This is a genomic window from Pseudomonas sp. Gutcm_11s (assembly GCF_028649395.1).
Taxonomy (GTDB): domain Bacteria; phylum Pseudomonadota; class Gammaproteobacteria; order Pseudomonadales; family Pseudomonadaceae; genus Aquipseudomonas.
Map to the genome: position 1 here is coordinate 111,960 of NZ_JAQSUW010000012.1, position 14,581 is coordinate 126,540.

A 14,581-nucleotide genomic window follows, 5' to 3' on the forward strand; every position below is an offset into this window, starting at 1 on the left:
CCGGGGCTCATCAGCTATTGGTTTTGTTCTTTTCGCGCTGTTCCATGGCGAATTCCTCTTCTGGCGAGAGGATCAGGCGGTGGCGACCGACGATGGCGAAGTAGGTGATGCCGATGCCGAACCACACGGCCACCCAGAACACGCCGAGGGTGTAGGCCGGGTCGCCGGTGAGCTGGAAGTACAGGGTCACGGCGGCGATCAGCATGGTCAGCACCGCGCCGGGCACGCCCAGTGGGCTGCGGTAGGGACGCTCGATGTCGGGCATCTTGTGGCGCAGCAGGATGAACGACAGGGCCTGCATGAAGTAGGAGAACATGGCGCCGAACACCGCCATGTTGAGCAGGGTGCCGCCGATCACCGCGCCGCCCTTTTCCTCACCGAAGATGAACCACAGGGTCATCATCACTGCCAGTGCCATCAGGCTGCCGATCAGCATGGCCACGTGCGGGGTCTTGCGCTGGCCGTGGGTGATCGACAGTTGCGGCAGGAAGTAGCCGGCGCGGCTCAGCGAATAGATCTGCCGGCCCATGGCGAAGATGATGGTGTGGAAACTGGCCACCAGGCCGAGCACCGCCACCAGCGCCAGCAGCTTGGCGATGTCGTCACCGTAGATGGCCTTGAAGCCGTCCAGCAGCGGCTCGCCGGACGAGCCCAGGGCGTAGGCGCCGACGCCGGTCACCGCCGGGTTCAGCCAGAGAATCATGAAGGCCGAGAGGATCAGGGTGAACATGCCGAGGATGATGCCCTTGGGCATGTCGCGTTTCGGGTCGACCGACTCTTCCGCCGCCAGTGGTAGCTGCTCGATGGCGAGGAACAGCCAGACCGCGAAGGGCATCGCCGCCAGCACGCCGAGCAGGCCGTTGGGCAGGAACGGGCCATTGCCTTCCGGCAATTCGACACCGCCCGGGCCGACGTTCATGGCGAAGCGATTGAAGTCGATGTGCGGGATGGCGCTGATCCAGAACACCACCAGGCAGGCCAGCGCCAGCAGGGTGACCACCAGGGTGACCTTGAACGACAGCTCCACGCCGATCACGTTGAGCCAGATGAACACCACGTAGAAGCCGATCCACCATAGCGGCTGGTACTCGCTGGGCGTGCCGAAGATGCCGCCCATGTAGCTGCCGATAAAGAACACGATCACTGCGGGGGTGAGCACGTACTCGACGTTCTCCGCCAGGCCGGTGAGGAAGCCACCCCAGGGGCCCATGGCACTACGGGCGAAGGAATAGGCGCCGCCGGTGTGGGGCAGGGCCGGCGACATCTCTGCCAGGGAGAAGGTCAGCCCCAGGTACATGATGGCGATGATGATGGCGGCGATCAGCATGCTGCCCCAGCCATTGGCCAGGCCGAAGTTCCAGCCGGAGAAATGGCCGGAGATCACCGCGCCGACGCCCAGCGCCCATAGCGACCAGACACCGGCATAGCGGCGCAGGCCGCGTTGCTCGAAGTAACTCTTGTCGACGGTTGTGTAACTGACTCCCGATTGCTGCTTCATGGTCCTCTCCTGCATTTCGCGTTGGCTCGGGTTCTTGTAGGAATTGCGGCCTTGCTTGAAACGGGATGGAGCACAGCGGCTGACAGCAGGAGGATGTGTACGGAGGAGGGCCCGGACGGGCTCGGCAGCCATGCTCGGCATGGCAGATGGTTGTTCCCCCGAGGGCCGGGAGAGTTTCCCGGCGAGGTCGAAGCGCAGACGGACATCCGGTCGCTGACAGCTTGCGGGCATGGACGACGAGGAACCTCATGCCGTCTCGGTGTTCCGAGACTCCTGAGACTCTAGTCGAGATTTCGCGGGGTGGTACGGCAGCCTGTCAGGTGTCGCCCTGTGCTACCCTGCGGCCAGTTCTGCCGGGGCCTCCCGGCCTGTTTCGAGGTCATCGATGCACATTCATATTCTCGGTATCTGCGGCACCTTCATGGGCTCCCTGGCGGTACTGGCCAAGGAGCTGGGGCACCGCGTCACCGGTTCCGACGCCAGCGTCTATCCGCCCATGAGTACCCAGCTTGAAGCCCAGGGCATCGAGCTGATGCAGGGCTACCTGCCCGAGCACCTGCAGCCGGCCCCCGACCTGGTGGTGATCGGCAACGCCCTGAGCCGCGGCAACCCGGCGGTGGAGTACGTGCTCAACCAGGGCCTGCCCTACGTCAGCGGCCCGCAGTGGCTGGCCGACCATGTGCTGCAGGGCCGCTGGGTACTGGGCGTGGCCGGCACCCATGGCAAGACCACCACCACCAGCATGCTGGCCTGGGTGCTGGAGCATGCCGGCATGAGCCCGGGCTTCCTGATCGGCGGCGTGCCGCAAAACTTCGGCGTCTCCGCGCGCCTGGGCGGTACGCCGTTCTTCGTGGTCGAGGCCGACGAGTACGACAGCGCCTTCTTCGACAAGCGCAGCAAGTTCGTTCACTACCGCCCGCGCACGGCGATCCTCAACAACCTGGAGTTCGACCACGCGGATATCTTCCCGGACCTGGCGGCCATCGAACGGCAGTTCCACCACCTGGTGCGCACCGTGCCGGGCGAGGGCCTGATCATCCACCCGCAGGCCGAAGAGGCGCTGGCGCGGGTGGTCAAGATGGGTTGCTGGACCCCGGTGCAGACCACCGGTGCCGGTGGCCAGTGGCAGGCGCGCCTGCTCAGCGAAGACGGCTCGCGCTTCGAGGTGGTGTTCGACGGCAAGGTCGAAGGCACGGTGGAGTGGGAGCTGACCGGCCAGCACAACGTGGCCAACGCCCTGGCCACCCTGGCTGCTGCGCGGCATGTTGGCGTAGTGCCGGAACTGGGCATCGCTGGCCTGTCCTCCTTCAAGAGCGTCAAGCGGCGCATGGAGAAGGTCGCGGAAGTGAAGGGCGTGACCATCTACGACGACTTCGCCCACCATCCGACTGCCATCGCCACCACCTTAGACGGCCTGCGCAAGCGCGTCGGTGCTGCGCAGGTCGTGGCCGTGATCGAGCCGCGCTCCAACTCCATGAAGCTCGGCGCCCACCGTGACGGCCTGCCGGATTCCGTGGTGCAGGCCGATCAAGTGTTCTGGTACGCCCCGGCCAACCTGGGTTGGGACCTGGCCGCCACCGTGGCCGGCTCCAAGGTGCCGACCCAGGTCTGCGATTCACTGGAAGCGATCATCGAGGGCGTCAAGGCCGTGGCTGCGCCTGGCACCCAGGTGGTGATCATGAGCAACGGTGGTTTCGGCGGTCTGCACGGCAAGCTGGCCAAGGCGTTGGAGGAATAAGAAATGGCTGGTCCGGAACGCATCACCTTGGCCATGACCGGCGCCTCCGGCGCCCAGTACGGCCTGCGCCTGCTCGACTGCCTGGTGCAGGAAGACCGCGAGGTGCACTTCCTGATCTCCAAGGCCGCGCAGCTGGTGATGGCCACCGAGACCGACGTCACCCTGCCGGCCAAGCCGCAGGCCGTGCAGCAATTCCTCAGTGAATACACCGGCGCAGCATCCGGGCAGATTCGCGTGTACGGCAAGGAAGACTGGATGGCGCCGCCGGCCTCCGGCTCCGGCGCGCCCGCCGCCATGGTGGTGGTGCCATGCAGCACCGGCACCCTGTCGGCCATCGCTACCGGCGCCTGCAACAACCTGATCGAGCGCGCCGCCGACGTGGTGCTCAAGGAGCGCCGCCAACTGATCCTGGTGCCGCGCGAGGCGCCGTTCTCCAGCATCCACCTGGAGAACATGCTCAAGCTGTCCAACCTCGGCGTGACCATCCTGCCGGCCTCGCCGGGCTTCTATCACCAGCCGCAGACGGTGGACGACCTGGTCGACTTCGTCGTCGCGCGCATTCTCAACTGCCTGGGTATTCCGCAGGACATGCTGCCGCGTTGGGGCGAGCATCATCTGATCAGCGGCGACGACTGATGAAAGCCCGCGTTGTGGGTGGCGTGCTGCTGCTCTGCACGCTGCTACCCGGCTGCGCCAGCGTGCGCACCCTGGACGCGGCCAAGCCTGGCGCGCCGATCATCTATTCCGGCACGCGTCTGGATTGGTATTCGCTGCAGGGCGGTTGCTGCCCGGTGGAGCGCTTCGGCGCCGAGGCGCCCAAATACGCCGGCCTCGACCTGCCATTCAGCGCGTTGCTGGAAACACTCTTGCTGCCGTTCGCCGTGGCCGCCGAGCTGGGTATCGGGCTCGGCGTCAGCGGCGGTAACTGATCAGGCGACGGCCTGGCAGACGTCCACCCACTCGCCTTGCACCAATTCGGCCATGCGCTTCGGGCAGATGCGTACCGCGCTGTGGATGGCACCTGCCGCCGGCAGCACTTCTTCGTAGTCGAGCAGCGAACGGTCGCAGTACACCGCAAGGTCAGTGGCCAGGCCGAACGGGCAGACGCCGCCGACCGGGTGCCCGGTCAGCGTTACCACCGTCTCGGCGTCGAGCATCTTGGCCTTGGCGCCGAAGGCCTCCTTGAGTTTGCGGTTGTCCAGGCGGGCATCGCCGCGCGCCACCACCAACAGTTCTCGTTCGCCGATGCGGAAGGCCAGGGTCTTGGCGATCTGTCCTGGCTCCACGCCATGGGCCTCGGCGGCCAGGGCCACGGTGGCGGTGCTGGTTTCCAGCTCGATGATGGCGATGTCAGGGGCCTTGGCGGCGAAGAAGGCGCGGACCGATTCCAGGCTCATGGCGGTTTCCTTGGGCAAAAACGCCATGCTTGCCGGCCGGCCCGGACGAGTCAACCTGTAGGGATCAGTCGGCCCAGCCGCGCCAGACCCAGGTCATCGGTCGTGGGCCGGGCAGGTAGCTGCTGTGCATCTCGCGGATATGGAAACCGCCGGCCTTGAGCAGCGCGGGGATGTCACGGTTGAGATGGCAGCCGCCGGCCAGCGGCTTCCATAGTGGGGTGATGCGGTTTTGCCAGGTGCGTACGCCGGCATCCGGCGCGCGACCGTGTTCGCTGAACAGGAACTTGCCACCGGGTTTGAGCACCCGACGCATCTCCTGCAGCGCGGCCAGCGGGTCGGGGATGGTGCACAGGGTGAAGGTGCAGACGATGCTGTCGAAGCTGGCGTCGGCGGCCTGGATCTGCCCCAGCTCTAGGGCGACCATCTCCACCGGGATGCCGATGCTGGCCGCGCGCTGGCGCGCCAGGGTCTGCATCTGCGCGGCCGGGTCGACGCCGACTATGGCGCTGACCTTCTGCGCATCGTAGAAACTCAGGTTGAGGCCGGTGCCAATGCCGATCTCCAGCACCCGACCTTCCGCCATGGGCACCACCTGGGCACGGGTCTTCATCACGTGGCCCATGCCGCAGGCGAAGTCGATCAGGTGGGGCAGGATTCGGTCGTCGTAGAAGCCCATCAGCGTCCCAGACGGCGCAGTTCGTCGGACTCGACGACACGGATGCCGTCGCTCTCTTCCAACGCCAGGCGCCACAGTGCGCGCGCCAGGGCGGCGACCTCGATGCCGCGGTACTTGCCGGGAATCCAGCGCAGCAGCGGCGCCATCAGACGCTCGCCGAGACGGAATTCGCGGCGCGGGCCGAGCAGCAGGGACGGGCGCACGATGGTCAGCTGCGGCCAGTCCATCGCCTTCAGCGCCTCCTCGGTCTCGCCCTTGACCCGGTTGTAGAACACCGAGGAGCTTGGATCGGCGCCCAGGGCGCTGATCACCAGCAGGTGGCGGGTGCCCAGTTCACGGGCGCGGCGGGCGAAGGCCAGTACCAGCTCCTGGTCGACGGCGCGGAAGGCGTCCTGCGAGCCGGCCTGGCGAATGGTGGTGCCCAGGCAGCAGAAGGCCGCATCGATCTGCCCGCCCAGTTGTGGCAGCAGGTCGCTCAGCTGGCCGACCGGGTTGTCCAGGTGCGGATGCTCGGCCAGCGGGCTGCGGCTGGGCGCCAGCACGCGGCTGATGGTCGGCTCGTTGAGCAGGCGGTCGAGCAGGTGTTCGCCGGTGAGGCCGGTGGCTCCGGCGAGCAGGATGTGCTGGGGCGTCAGGTACATGCTTGTTCCTCCGCTATTAACTGTCAGCTTAGAGCGAATCGGCAGATCCGGGCGGAAATTGATCGCCAATTACGGCGCTTTCGTCGCCGCGGTCAGTGCCTGCTCGGCCTGTTGCTTGCGCAGTGTCTTCCAGTGCCCCAGTACGGCCTGCGGCGCCCACAGCTGCGGCTCGGAAGGCTCGAACTCCTCGGCCTGCTCACGCTCGGCGACCTTGGCCTTGGCCAGTTCGAAGGCGCGGCTCAGGTCGTCGGTCTCGTTGAAGGCTTCGGCGAACAGGGCGCGCCCGAAGTAGGTGAAGTCGTTCTCCTCGGAGCAGCCGAAGGACACCCGGTCGGCACGTGCGGCGGTCATCACTAGGGTCTTGTCGTTCTTCAGCGGCGGGATGAAACCACCCGAGTAGCAGGCCGAGATCACCACCACCTTGTGCCGGTCGTTCAGCGGCTTGAGCAGGGCGGCCAGCTCGCTCGCCGGCAGGTCGGACAGCTGCAGGCGTGGCTGGTCGATGCTCAGCTCGTGCTCGCTGGAACCGTGGCTGGTCAGGTAGATGAACACCAGATCCTCCGGGCCGCTGCGTTCGGCGAGGGCCTGCACGGCGCGGGTCAGGCTCTCGCGGGTGGCGAGTGGGCGATCGCTCAGGTGATCGCGGTGGTTGGTCAGGGTGACGTTGCCGCGCGCGCCGAAACGCTCGCGCAGCAGCTTGCTGACATAGTCGGCCTCGCGCAGGAACACGCTCTGCTTGCCATCGCCGGCCAGGGTCAGGCTGTACAGCTCGACCGCCGGGGTGGATGCGGGCAGGGCGTCCAGCGCCTCCTGCAGCAGTTGACCCTGGCGCAACAGGCCGAGTTCCAGCGGATCCGCTTGGGCGGTGCCGTCCTCGCCGCGCAGCAGTTCGCCATTGCTCCAGGTGCCTCGGGTGCGCTTGCCATCGAGTGCGGTGAGGGTACCTTCGCCGGCGTAGCTGCCATTGGCGAAGTGACCTTCATACACGCTGCCGTTGGCCAGGCTGAGCTTGCCCTGGCCGTGGAAGCGCCAGTAGCGGAAGTTGCCTGCGTAGTGGCGGCCATCCGCGCCGCGGAACTCGCCCTTGCCGGTCAGTGCGCCGTTGACGAAGTTGCCGCTCCATACCTCGCCGTCGCTGTTCTGGTAGCGGCCCTTGCCGTGGAACTGGTCGTTGCGGAAGCCGCCGGTGTAGCTCTCGCCGTCCTCGCCCTTGTAGCTGCCTTCGCCTTGCAGGGTGCCTTTCTTGAAGGTGCCGCTGAACTGGCCCTCGGCATTGCTGCGCAGGCCTTCGCCTTCTGGCTCGCCCCGTACGAAGCGGCCCTGGTAGCGGCTGCCGTCCGGCCATTCGAGGGTGCCGAGGCCGTGGTAGCGGTCGTCGCGGAATTCACCGCGGTAGCTCATGGCGCCCTGCTGCAGGTGGCCCTCGCCATGCATGCGGTTCTGCTTGAAGCCGCCCTGGTAGCGGGTGCCGTCGCTGTAGATCAGCTCGCCCTGGCCATCGAACAGGCCGAGGTGGAAGGTGCCCTTGTAGCTCTCGCCGCTGGGGCCGTGCCATTCACCGGGGCCTTCGAACTGGCCGTCCTTGAACTGGCCCTGGTAGTACATGCCGTTGGCGTAGTCGATGCGGCCTTCGCCCTGCAGGCGGCCGTCCACCACCTCGCCACGGTAGCGGCCGCCGTCGGGCAGCACGGCATCCGCCGGCAGCAGCGGTTCGCCATCGCCACAGGCGGCGAGCAGGAGGGCAAGAGTGAGGGGAGCTAGGCGGCGGGGCATGGCAGACGTCCTGGTCGATTTGTCCTGAGTATGCCAGCGGCAAATGAAAACGGGGCGCCTGAGCGCCCCGTCGGATACCGCTATTTGCTCAGACGAAGCAGAGCGACAGCGACTCGGCGATATAGGCCGGTTTCTCCTCGCCGTCGATCTCGAGGGTGGCCTCGACCTTGAACAGCCACTGGCCCGGACGCTTCTCGGTGACTTCCAGCACCTTGGCAGACAGGCGCACGCGCGAGTCGACCTTCACCGGCTGGATGAAGCGCACGCTGTCGAGGCCATAGTTGACGGCCATCTTCAGGCCTTCCGGGACCAGCATCAGCTTTTCCATCAGCACCGGGATCAGCGACAGGCTGAGGAAGCCGTGGGCGATGGTGGTGCCGAAGGGGGTGTGCTTGGCCTTGACCGGGTCGACGTGGATGAACTGGTGGTCGCCGGTGCACTCGGCGAACTGGTTGATGCGTTGCTGATCGATGGTCAGCCACTCGGACTTGCCGAGTTCCTTGCCTACGTAGTCAGGTAGTTGGGCGATGGGTACGGACGGCATGGTTCCTCCTTGAGGATGCGTGGTCGGTTGTTGTTCTTGGTAAACCAGGCTGGCCCTACAACATCACGACTGCGCGCCGTGGGTCAAGCCGAAAGTCGCGGTTTATAGCGCTCCCTCAGGCGTGCCTATAATGGTCGCCTTTTCCTAGCCGGAGCCCTCTCGCATGCTGCTTCGCGGCCTGACCTGGCTGGTGCTGTTCCAGTTGCTTGGCACCGCCCTCAACGTCCTGTTCCTGCCGATGCTGCCGGGGCCGATCATCGGCATGCTGCTGCTGTTCGGCTTCCTCCTGCTGCGCGGCGAAGTCGGCGAGCCGATGACCGAGGCCGCTGCCAGCCTGCTGCGCTACCTGCCGCTGTTGCTGGTGCCGCCGGCAGTGGGGGTGATGGTGTACGCCGAGCAGATCGCCGCCGACTTCTGGGCCCTGGCCGGTGCCTTGGGGCTGTCGCTGCTGCTGTCGCTGCTGTTCGCCGGCTGGCTGATGCAGAAGCTGATCGACCGCCAGGCGCGGCGCGGGGAGCGTTCATGAGTCCGGACTGGCAGGGCGCACTGCAGGCGGTATTGCACCATCCGCTGTTCGGCGTCGGCGTCACCCTCGCGGTGTACCAGGCCTCGCTGGCCGCCTACGAGCGCACGCGCTGGATGTTCCTGCAGCCGGTGCTGGTGTCGATGGCGGTGCTGATCGGCATCCTGCTGCTGGCCGAGCTGAGCTACCAGGAATACCGCGACAGCACCTTCCTGCTCAGCGTGCTGCTGGGGCCGACCACCGTGGCCCTGGCTGTGCCGCTGTTCCTCAATCTCAAGCGTATCCGCCAGCTGTTCTGGCCGACGCTGATCACCCTGCTGCTCGCCGGCGCCGTCGCCACAGTGCTGGGTGTGGCCCTGGCCTGGGCCTTTGGCGCCGAACGCATGATGCTGATGACCATCGCGCCGAAGTCGGTGACCTCGCCGATTGCCATGCTGGTGGCCGAGCAGATCGGTGGCGTGGCGGCCCTGGCTGCGGTGTTCGTGCTGATTACCGGAGTACTCGGCGCCATGTGCGGCCCGGAGCTGCTGCGCCGCATCGGCGTGCACCATCCGGCGGCCCAGGGCATCGCGCTGGGTATCACCGCGCACGCGGTGGGTACGGCGCGCGCATTGCAGGAGGGCGAGGAGAGCGGTGCCTTCGCCGCCCTGGCCATGAGTCTGATGGGTATGCTCACCGCCGTGGTGCTGCCGCTGGTCGTGGCCCTGGTCGCCTGAGGAGCTGTGCATGAACTTCCCGCTGTTTCCCCTCAATACCGTGCTGTTCCCGGGCTGCAATCTCGACCTGCAGATCTTCGAGGCGCGCTACCTGGATATGGTCAGCGCCTGCATGCGCCGCGGCGAGAGCTTCGGCGTGGTGACCATCATCGAGGGTACGGAAGTCGGTGAGGCGGCTCGGCGCTTCTCGGTGCTGGGCTGCGAGGCGCTGATCCGCGACTTCCAGCAGCGCTCCAACGGCCTGCTCGGCATTCGCGTCGAGGGTGGCAGGCGCTTTCGTGTCGGCGAGATCGTGGTGCAGCCGGATCAGCTGACGGTGGCTGAGGTGCAATGGCTGGAGGAGGGCGGCGATGCGCCGCTGCTCGCCGAACAGGCCGACCTGGCTGCTCTGCTCGGTGCGCTGGCCGAGCATCCACTGGTTTCCGAGCTGGGCATGGGTGGCGCGGTCGCCGGCCAGCAGGCGCTGGCCAACCAGCTGGCCTACCTGCTGCCGTTCTCCATCGAAGAGAAACTGCAGGTGCTGCAGCAGGACCTGCCGGTGCAGCGGTTGCAGCTGATCCAGCAGTTTCTCGACCAGCTGCAGGGCGAGATGACCGCCTAAGCGGTCGGCCAATCAATAGCGATACAGCTGGATCGCTTCCGGCAGCGCCCAGGCGCTGACCCCGCCGAGCAGGGCCAGGGTGGCCGGCAGGACCAGCCACCACACCCGCGCGCCCAGCGGGCGCATCGGTTCGCGGCGTTGTAGCCAGGCCAGGCAGGCGGCGCAGACGCTGCCGGCGAGCAGGGCGCCGGCGAGAATGTCGGTCGGCCAGTGCACTCCCAGATACACCCTCGAACCCGCGATACACAGCGCCGGCAGGCTGGCCAGCAGCAGCCAGGTCAGGCGCGTGCGCGCGCTGGCGCCGCGCCCGGCCAGCACGCCGAGGGCGAGGAAGAAGGCGAAGGCCGCCGAGCTGTGGCCGCTGGGCAGGCTGAAAGTCTCCAGTGGTTGCTGCAGTACCTCCGGGCGGGCGCGGGCGAACAGCTGCTTGAGGCCGGTGGTGGCAAGAGAGGTGAACAGCGTGCAGCAGGCGACGAACAGCGCGGCGTGGAAGCGCCTGGCGACCAGCAACAGCAGGGTGACCAGCACGGCGGCGGCGAGCTGGGTGCGGAAGTCGCCGAGGCCGGTGATCAGCATGGCCAGGCTGTCGACGCTGCTGCTGCGGTGCTCCTGGATCAGTGCGTTGAGGCCTTGATCGAGGGCGTCCAGATGCGGGATGCCGATCAGCAGGGCCAGCAGCAGACCGGCGCTGCTGCCGGCGGCCAGCAGGGTGGCCCAGCGCTGTTCGCGCAGGCTGCTGGCGATCACCAGGACCAGCATCAGGCCCAGTCCCGCGGCGACGATGCCGGCGGCGGTCCAGAAGCCTTCGGGTAGCGGCAGGCGCAGCGCGGCGCCGGTGGCCCAGCCCGGCAGCATGTAGGCCACGGCCCAACCGGCGGCGGCCAGCATGCTGACCAGGACGAAGCGGATGAACGGCATGTCGAGCATGCCTGCCACCAGCGGCAGCATCGGTCGCAGCGGGCCGATATAGCGGCCGACCAGCAGGCTGACCACGCCATAGCGCTGGAAATAATGTTCGGCCCCGGCCAGCCACTCCGGATGGTCACGCAGAACCGGCAGGCCGCGGATGCCCTGGTGGAAGCGCCGGCCCAGGCCGTAGGAGATCGCATCGCCGAGCAGACCGCCGGCATAGGCCAGCAGCAGGGTCTCGCCCAGGCTCAGGGCGCCGCTGCCGGCCATCACGCCGAGGGCGAACAGCAGCACCGTGCCGGGGATCAGGATGCCGGCCACGGCCAGGCACTCCAGGCAGGCGGCCAGGAAGATGCTCAGGCCCAGCCACTCGGGGTTGGCCTCCAGCCAGTGCGACAGGGCGGCGAACCATTCGCTCATGCTCACTCCTCGGGGTTCAGCAGAAAGTAGTCGCGACCTTCGACCTGGCCACGGCGCAAAGGGTTGCGCGTGCAATGGCGGGCGTAGTCGGCGTCGACGAAACGGTAGGGCAGTTGCTCGTCGCGGCCGCTGGGGATGCCCAGGCGAGTGGTCTGGATGATCCGTGTCGGGCGCTGGCCGACGTCATCGACGAACAACCGCTGCGGGTCGAAGCGCTGCGCGTCCCAGTCCGGCACCTTGAGGCCGAGGGCCTTGCACAGCAGGGTCTGGCCGGCGCACAGGCGCTCCGGGTGGCGGTGGTCGCCGGCGGCCGAGGGGTTGTTGGCCTGCATGCGCGGCAGGGCGTCCTCGGCGCAATGTTCGTCGAGCCAGGGCATGGCCGACTTGATCAGCACTGCATTGCCCGGACCGTGGGCGCTGAAGTTCAGCGAGTCACCGCCGCGGGCGTAGTACATGTAGATGTGGCCGCCATCGAGGAACAGCGCGCGGCGCTTCTCGGTGTAACCGAGAGAGGCGTGGCTGCCCTTCTCGGCCAGGTAATAGGCCTCGGTCTCGATGATCCGCGCCGCCAGCCAGTGCCCCTGATGGCGATGGCGGATGATCTTGCCCAGCAGCGCACGGGCGACGAGCTGGGCGTCGCGGTCGAAGAAGCTGTCGGGCAGCGGCTGGCGGGTGCTGGTCATGGATGGTCCGGCTCGGGAAACCGCGCGATCTTAACAATGCCGGGCGGTGGCGACGGTGAATCTTGTTCCGCGATGTTGCATGGGTTGCGCCATCCGCCCGGCAGTGCTGGGCGGGACGGGACGCGGTCGCTATAATCAGCCACTTTTTCCAACTGCCAGACCTTCGCCGACCATGACCGAGTCAGTGCTCGACTATATGACCCGCCTGGGCCGCGCCGCGCGCGATGCCTCGCGGGTGCTCGCCCGAGCCAGCACCGCGCAGAAGAACCATGCGCTGCAGGCCGCCGCCAATGCCCTCGACGCCGCCCGCGCCGAGCTGACCGCCGCCAACGAGCTGGACCTGGTCGCCGCGCGCGCCAGCGGTCTGGAGCCAGCCATGGTCGACCGCCTGGCGCTGACTCCGAAAGTCATCGACAGCATGATCGAGGGCCTGCGCCAGGTCGCCACCCTGCCGGACCCGATCGGCGAGATCCAGGGCATGCGCTACCTGCCGTCCGGTATCCAGGTCGGCAAGATGCGCGTGCCGCTGGGCGTGATCGGCATCATCTACGAGTCGCGCCCCAATGTGACCATCGACGCCGCCAGCCTGTGCCTGAAGTCCGGCAACGCCACCATCCTGCGTGGCGGCTCCGAGGCGATTCATTCCAACCAGGCCATCGCCCGCTGCATCCAGCTCGGCCTGGCCGAAGCCGGCCTGCCGGCCAGCGCCGTGCAGGTGGTGGAAACCACCGACCGCGCCGCCGTCGGCGCGCTGATCACCATGCCCGAGTTCGTCGACGTGATCGTCCCGCGCGGTGGCAAGGGCCTGATCGAGCGCATCAGCCGTGATGCCAAGGTGCCGGTGATCAAGCACTTGGACGGCGTGTGCCACGTGTACATCGACGTCGCCGCCGATATCGACAAGGCCATCCGCGTCGCCGACAACTCCAAGACCCAGCGCTACTCGCCGTGCAATGCCATGGAGACCCTGCTGGTTCACGAGGCCATTGCCGCCCGCGTGCTGCCGCCGCTGGCCGCCATCTACCGCGACAAGGGCGTGGAGCTGCGCGGCGATGCCGCCACCCGCGCGCTGCTCGGCGGTGATGTGCTGGAAGCGAGCGAGGACGACTGGTACGCCGAGTACAACGCGCCGATCCTGGCCATTCGCATCGTCGATTCGCTGGATGCGGCCATCGAGCACATCAACAAATACGGCTCGCAACACACCGACGCGATCATCACCGAGAACTTCAGTGATGCGCGGCGCTTCCTCACCGAGGTGGATTCCTCCTCGGTGATGGTCAACGCCTCGACCCGTTTCGCCGACGGCTTCGAGTACGGCCTGGGCGCGGAGATCGGCATCTCCACCGACAAGCTGCACGCCCGCGGCCCGGTCGGCCTGGAAGGCCTGACCAGCGAAAAGTACGTGGTGTTCGGCGACGGGCACATCCGCACCTGATGGCGCGACGTATCGGCCTGCTCGGTGGCACCTTCAACCCGGTGCACATCGGTCATCTGCGTGGTGCGCTGGAAGTGGCGGAGTTCATGGCGCTGGACGAGCTGCGGCTCATCCCCAGCGCCCGCCCGCCGCACCGCGAGGCACCGCAGGCCACGGCCGAGCAGCGCCTGGCCATGGTCGAACTGGCGGTAGCCGGCGAGGCCCTGCTGACGGTCGATGACCGTGAGCTGAAACGTGACAAACCGTCGTTCACCTACGACACCCTGGAGTCGGTGCGTGGTGAGTTGGCGGCGGACGACCAGTTGTTCCTCCTGCTGGGCTGGGATGCCTTCTGCGGGTTGCCGACCTGGCATCGCTGGCAGGAGCTGCTGGTGCATTGCCATATCCTCGTGCTGCAGCGGCCGGATGCCGACAGCGAGCCGCCCGAGGCGCTGCGCGACCTGCTCGCCGCGCGCAGTGTGACCGACCCGCTGGGCCTCTCGGGGCCGGGTGGGCAGATCAGTTTCATCTGGCAGACGCCCCTGGCGGTGTCTGCCACCCTGGTTCGCCAGTTGTTGGCACAGCAGCGCTCGGTGCGCTTCCTGGTGCCCGACGCCGTGCTGGCCTATATCCATGCGCACGATCTGTACCGTGCGAAAACCGATTCATGAGGTAACGATGCAAAACGAAGAACTGGTCAAGGTCGCCATTGCGGCCCTGGAAGACCTGAAAGGTCAGGACATCACCACCATCGATGTACGCGGCAAGACCAGCGTCACCGATTTCATGGTGATCGCCAGCGGTACCTCCAGCCGTCACGTCAAGTCGATGGCTAACGAAGTACTGGAGAAGGTCAAGGAACAGGGCGTGCGCCCGATCGGCAACGAAGGCCTGGACGGCGGCGAATGGGCCCTGCTCGACCTGGGTGACGTGGTCGTCCACGTGATGCAGGTTGCTACCCGCCAGTTCTACGACCTGGAGCGTCTGTGGCAGGGCGCCGAGCAGAGCCGCGCGCAGCACCAGGACCCGGCCGAGTAAGCCTGCG

17 protein-coding genes are annotated in these 14,581 nt (G+C 67.1%); 9 read left to right on the forward strand and 8 right to left on the reverse strand.

Annotated elements, in window-relative coordinates; genetic code table 11:
* Positions 1-10 precede the first annotated feature (10 nt).
* A complete protein-coding gene (locus PTT45_RS09445; protein ID WP_273812921.1) occupies positions 11-1,498 on the reverse strand; it encodes an amino acid permease in 1,488 nt (495 codons plus the stop codon).
* 385 nt (positions 1,499-1,883) lie between these two features.
* Here PTT45_RS09445 and mpl point away from each other — a divergent pair, with 385 nt between their 5' ends.
* Genes mpl through PTT45_RS09460 form a run of 3 tightly spaced genes read left to right on the forward strand, consistent with a single transcriptional unit; the run spans position 1,884 to position 4,165 of the window.
* Positions 1,884-3,236, forward strand: a complete 1,353-nt coding sequence (gene mpl / locus PTT45_RS09450) for a UDP-N-acetylmuramate:L-alanyl-gamma-D-glutamyl-meso-diaminopimelate ligase (RefSeq protein ID WP_273812922.1) — start codon at positions 1,884-1,886, stop codon at positions 3,234-3,236.
* A gap of 3 nt (positions 3,237-3,239) precedes the next feature.
* Positions 3,240-3,872, forward strand: coding sequence for a flavin prenyltransferase UbiX (gene ubiX / locus PTT45_RS09455; protein WP_273812923.1), 633 nt, complete (start codon positions 3,240-3,242; stop codon positions 3,870-3,872).
* A complete protein-coding gene (locus tag PTT45_RS09460) occupies positions 3,872-4,165 on the forward strand; it encodes a YceK/YidQ family lipoprotein (RefSeq protein WP_273812924.1) in 294 nt (97 codons plus the stop codon). The genes ubiX and PTT45_RS09460 overlap by 1 nt, the downstream gene beginning before the upstream one ends.
* Here the strand turns inward: PTT45_RS09460 and PTT45_RS09465 are convergent, their stop codons facing one another.
* From PTT45_RS09465 to PTT45_RS09485, 5 genes are all read right to left on the reverse strand, one after another.
* Positions 4,166-4,633: a YbaK/EbsC family protein gene (locus tag PTT45_RS09465; protein WP_273812925.1), complete on the reverse strand. Its 468-nt coding sequence runs from the start codon at positions 4,631-4,633 to the stop codon at positions 4,166-4,168.
* Positions 4,634-4,697: 64 nt separating this feature from the next.
* Positions 4,698-5,309, reverse strand: coding sequence for a class I SAM-dependent methyltransferase (locus tag PTT45_RS09470; RefSeq protein WP_273812926.1), 612 nt, complete (start codon positions 5,307-5,309; stop codon positions 4,698-4,700).
* A complete protein-coding gene (locus tag PTT45_RS09475) occupies positions 5,309-5,950 on the reverse strand; it encodes an oxidoreductase (RefSeq protein WP_273812927.1) in 642 nt (213 codons plus the stop codon). The genes PTT45_RS09470 and PTT45_RS09475 overlap by 1 nt, the downstream gene beginning before the upstream one ends.
* A gap of 69 nt (positions 5,951-6,019) precedes the next feature.
* A complete protein-coding gene (locus PTT45_RS09480) occupies positions 6,020-7,723 on the reverse strand; it encodes a C13 family peptidase (protein ID WP_273812928.1) in 1,704 nt (567 codons plus the stop codon).
* A gap of 88 nt (positions 7,724-7,811) precedes the next feature.
* Positions 7,812-8,267 (reverse strand): MaoC family dehydratase, encoded by a 456-nt coding sequence (locus tag PTT45_RS09485; RefSeq protein WP_273812930.1) that lies wholly within the window; start codon positions 8,265-8,267, stop codon positions 7,812-7,814.
* Between the two features lie 163 nt (positions 8,268-8,430).
* Between PTT45_RS09485 and PTT45_RS09490 the strand changes: the two genes are divergently transcribed.
* The 3 genes from PTT45_RS09490 to PTT45_RS09500 are packed head-to-tail and all read left to right on the forward strand — an operon-like array spanning position 8,431 to position 10,107.
* Positions 8,431-8,793, forward strand: a complete 363-nt coding sequence (locus PTT45_RS09490; RefSeq protein ID WP_273812932.1) for a CidA/LrgA family protein — start codon at positions 8,431-8,433, stop codon at positions 8,791-8,793.
* Positions 8,790-9,506: an LrgB family protein gene (locus PTT45_RS09495; protein WP_273812934.1), complete on the forward strand. Its 717-nt coding sequence runs from the start codon at positions 8,790-8,792 to the stop codon at positions 9,504-9,506. Before PTT45_RS09490 ends, PTT45_RS09495 begins: the two co-directional genes overlap by 4 nt.
* 10 nt (positions 9,507-9,516) lie before the next feature.
* Complete coding sequence (locus PTT45_RS09500) at positions 9,517-10,107, forward strand: LON peptidase substrate-binding domain-containing protein (RefSeq protein WP_273812936.1); 591 nt, start codon at positions 9,517-9,519, stop codon at positions 10,105-10,107.
* 12 nt (positions 10,108-10,119) lie between these two features.
* On the opposite strand, the gene PTT45_RS09505 is transcribed toward PTT45_RS09500, so the two are convergent.
* The gene (locus PTT45_RS09505; protein ID WP_273812938.1) at positions 10,120-11,436 is read right to left on the reverse strand and encodes a bifunctional DedA family/phosphatase PAP2 family protein; all 1,317 of its coding nucleotides are present in this window, start codon (positions 11,434-11,436) and stop codon (positions 10,120-10,122) included.
* A 2-nt stretch (positions 11,437-11,438) separates the two neighbouring features.
* The gene (locus PTT45_RS09510) at positions 11,439-12,119 is read right to left on the reverse strand and encodes a DNA-3-methyladenine glycosylase (protein WP_273812940.1); all 681 of its coding nucleotides are present in this window, start codon (positions 12,117-12,119) and stop codon (positions 11,439-11,441) included.
* A gap of 172 nt (positions 12,120-12,291) precedes the next feature.
* Here PTT45_RS09510 and PTT45_RS09515 point away from each other — a divergent pair, with 172 nt between their 5' ends.
* The 3 genes from PTT45_RS09515 to rsfS are packed head-to-tail and all read left to right on the forward strand — an operon-like array spanning position 12,292 to position 14,574.
* Positions 12,292-13,557: a glutamate-5-semialdehyde dehydrogenase gene (locus tag PTT45_RS09515; protein WP_273812942.1), complete on the forward strand. Its 1,266-nt coding sequence runs from the start codon at positions 12,292-12,294 to the stop codon at positions 13,555-13,557.
* Positions 13,557-14,207, forward strand: coding sequence for a nicotinate-nucleotide adenylyltransferase (gene nadD / locus PTT45_RS09520; RefSeq protein ID WP_273812944.1), 651 nt, complete (start codon positions 13,557-13,559; stop codon positions 14,205-14,207). The genes PTT45_RS09515 and nadD overlap by 1 nt, the downstream gene beginning before the upstream one ends.
* Positions 14,208-14,214: 7 nt before the next feature.
* The gene (gene rsfS / locus PTT45_RS09525; RefSeq protein WP_273812945.1) at positions 14,215-14,574 is read left to right on the forward strand and encodes a ribosome silencing factor; all 360 of its coding nucleotides are present in this window, start codon (positions 14,215-14,217) and stop codon (positions 14,572-14,574) included.
* Positions 14,575-14,581: the final 7 nt, after the last annotated feature.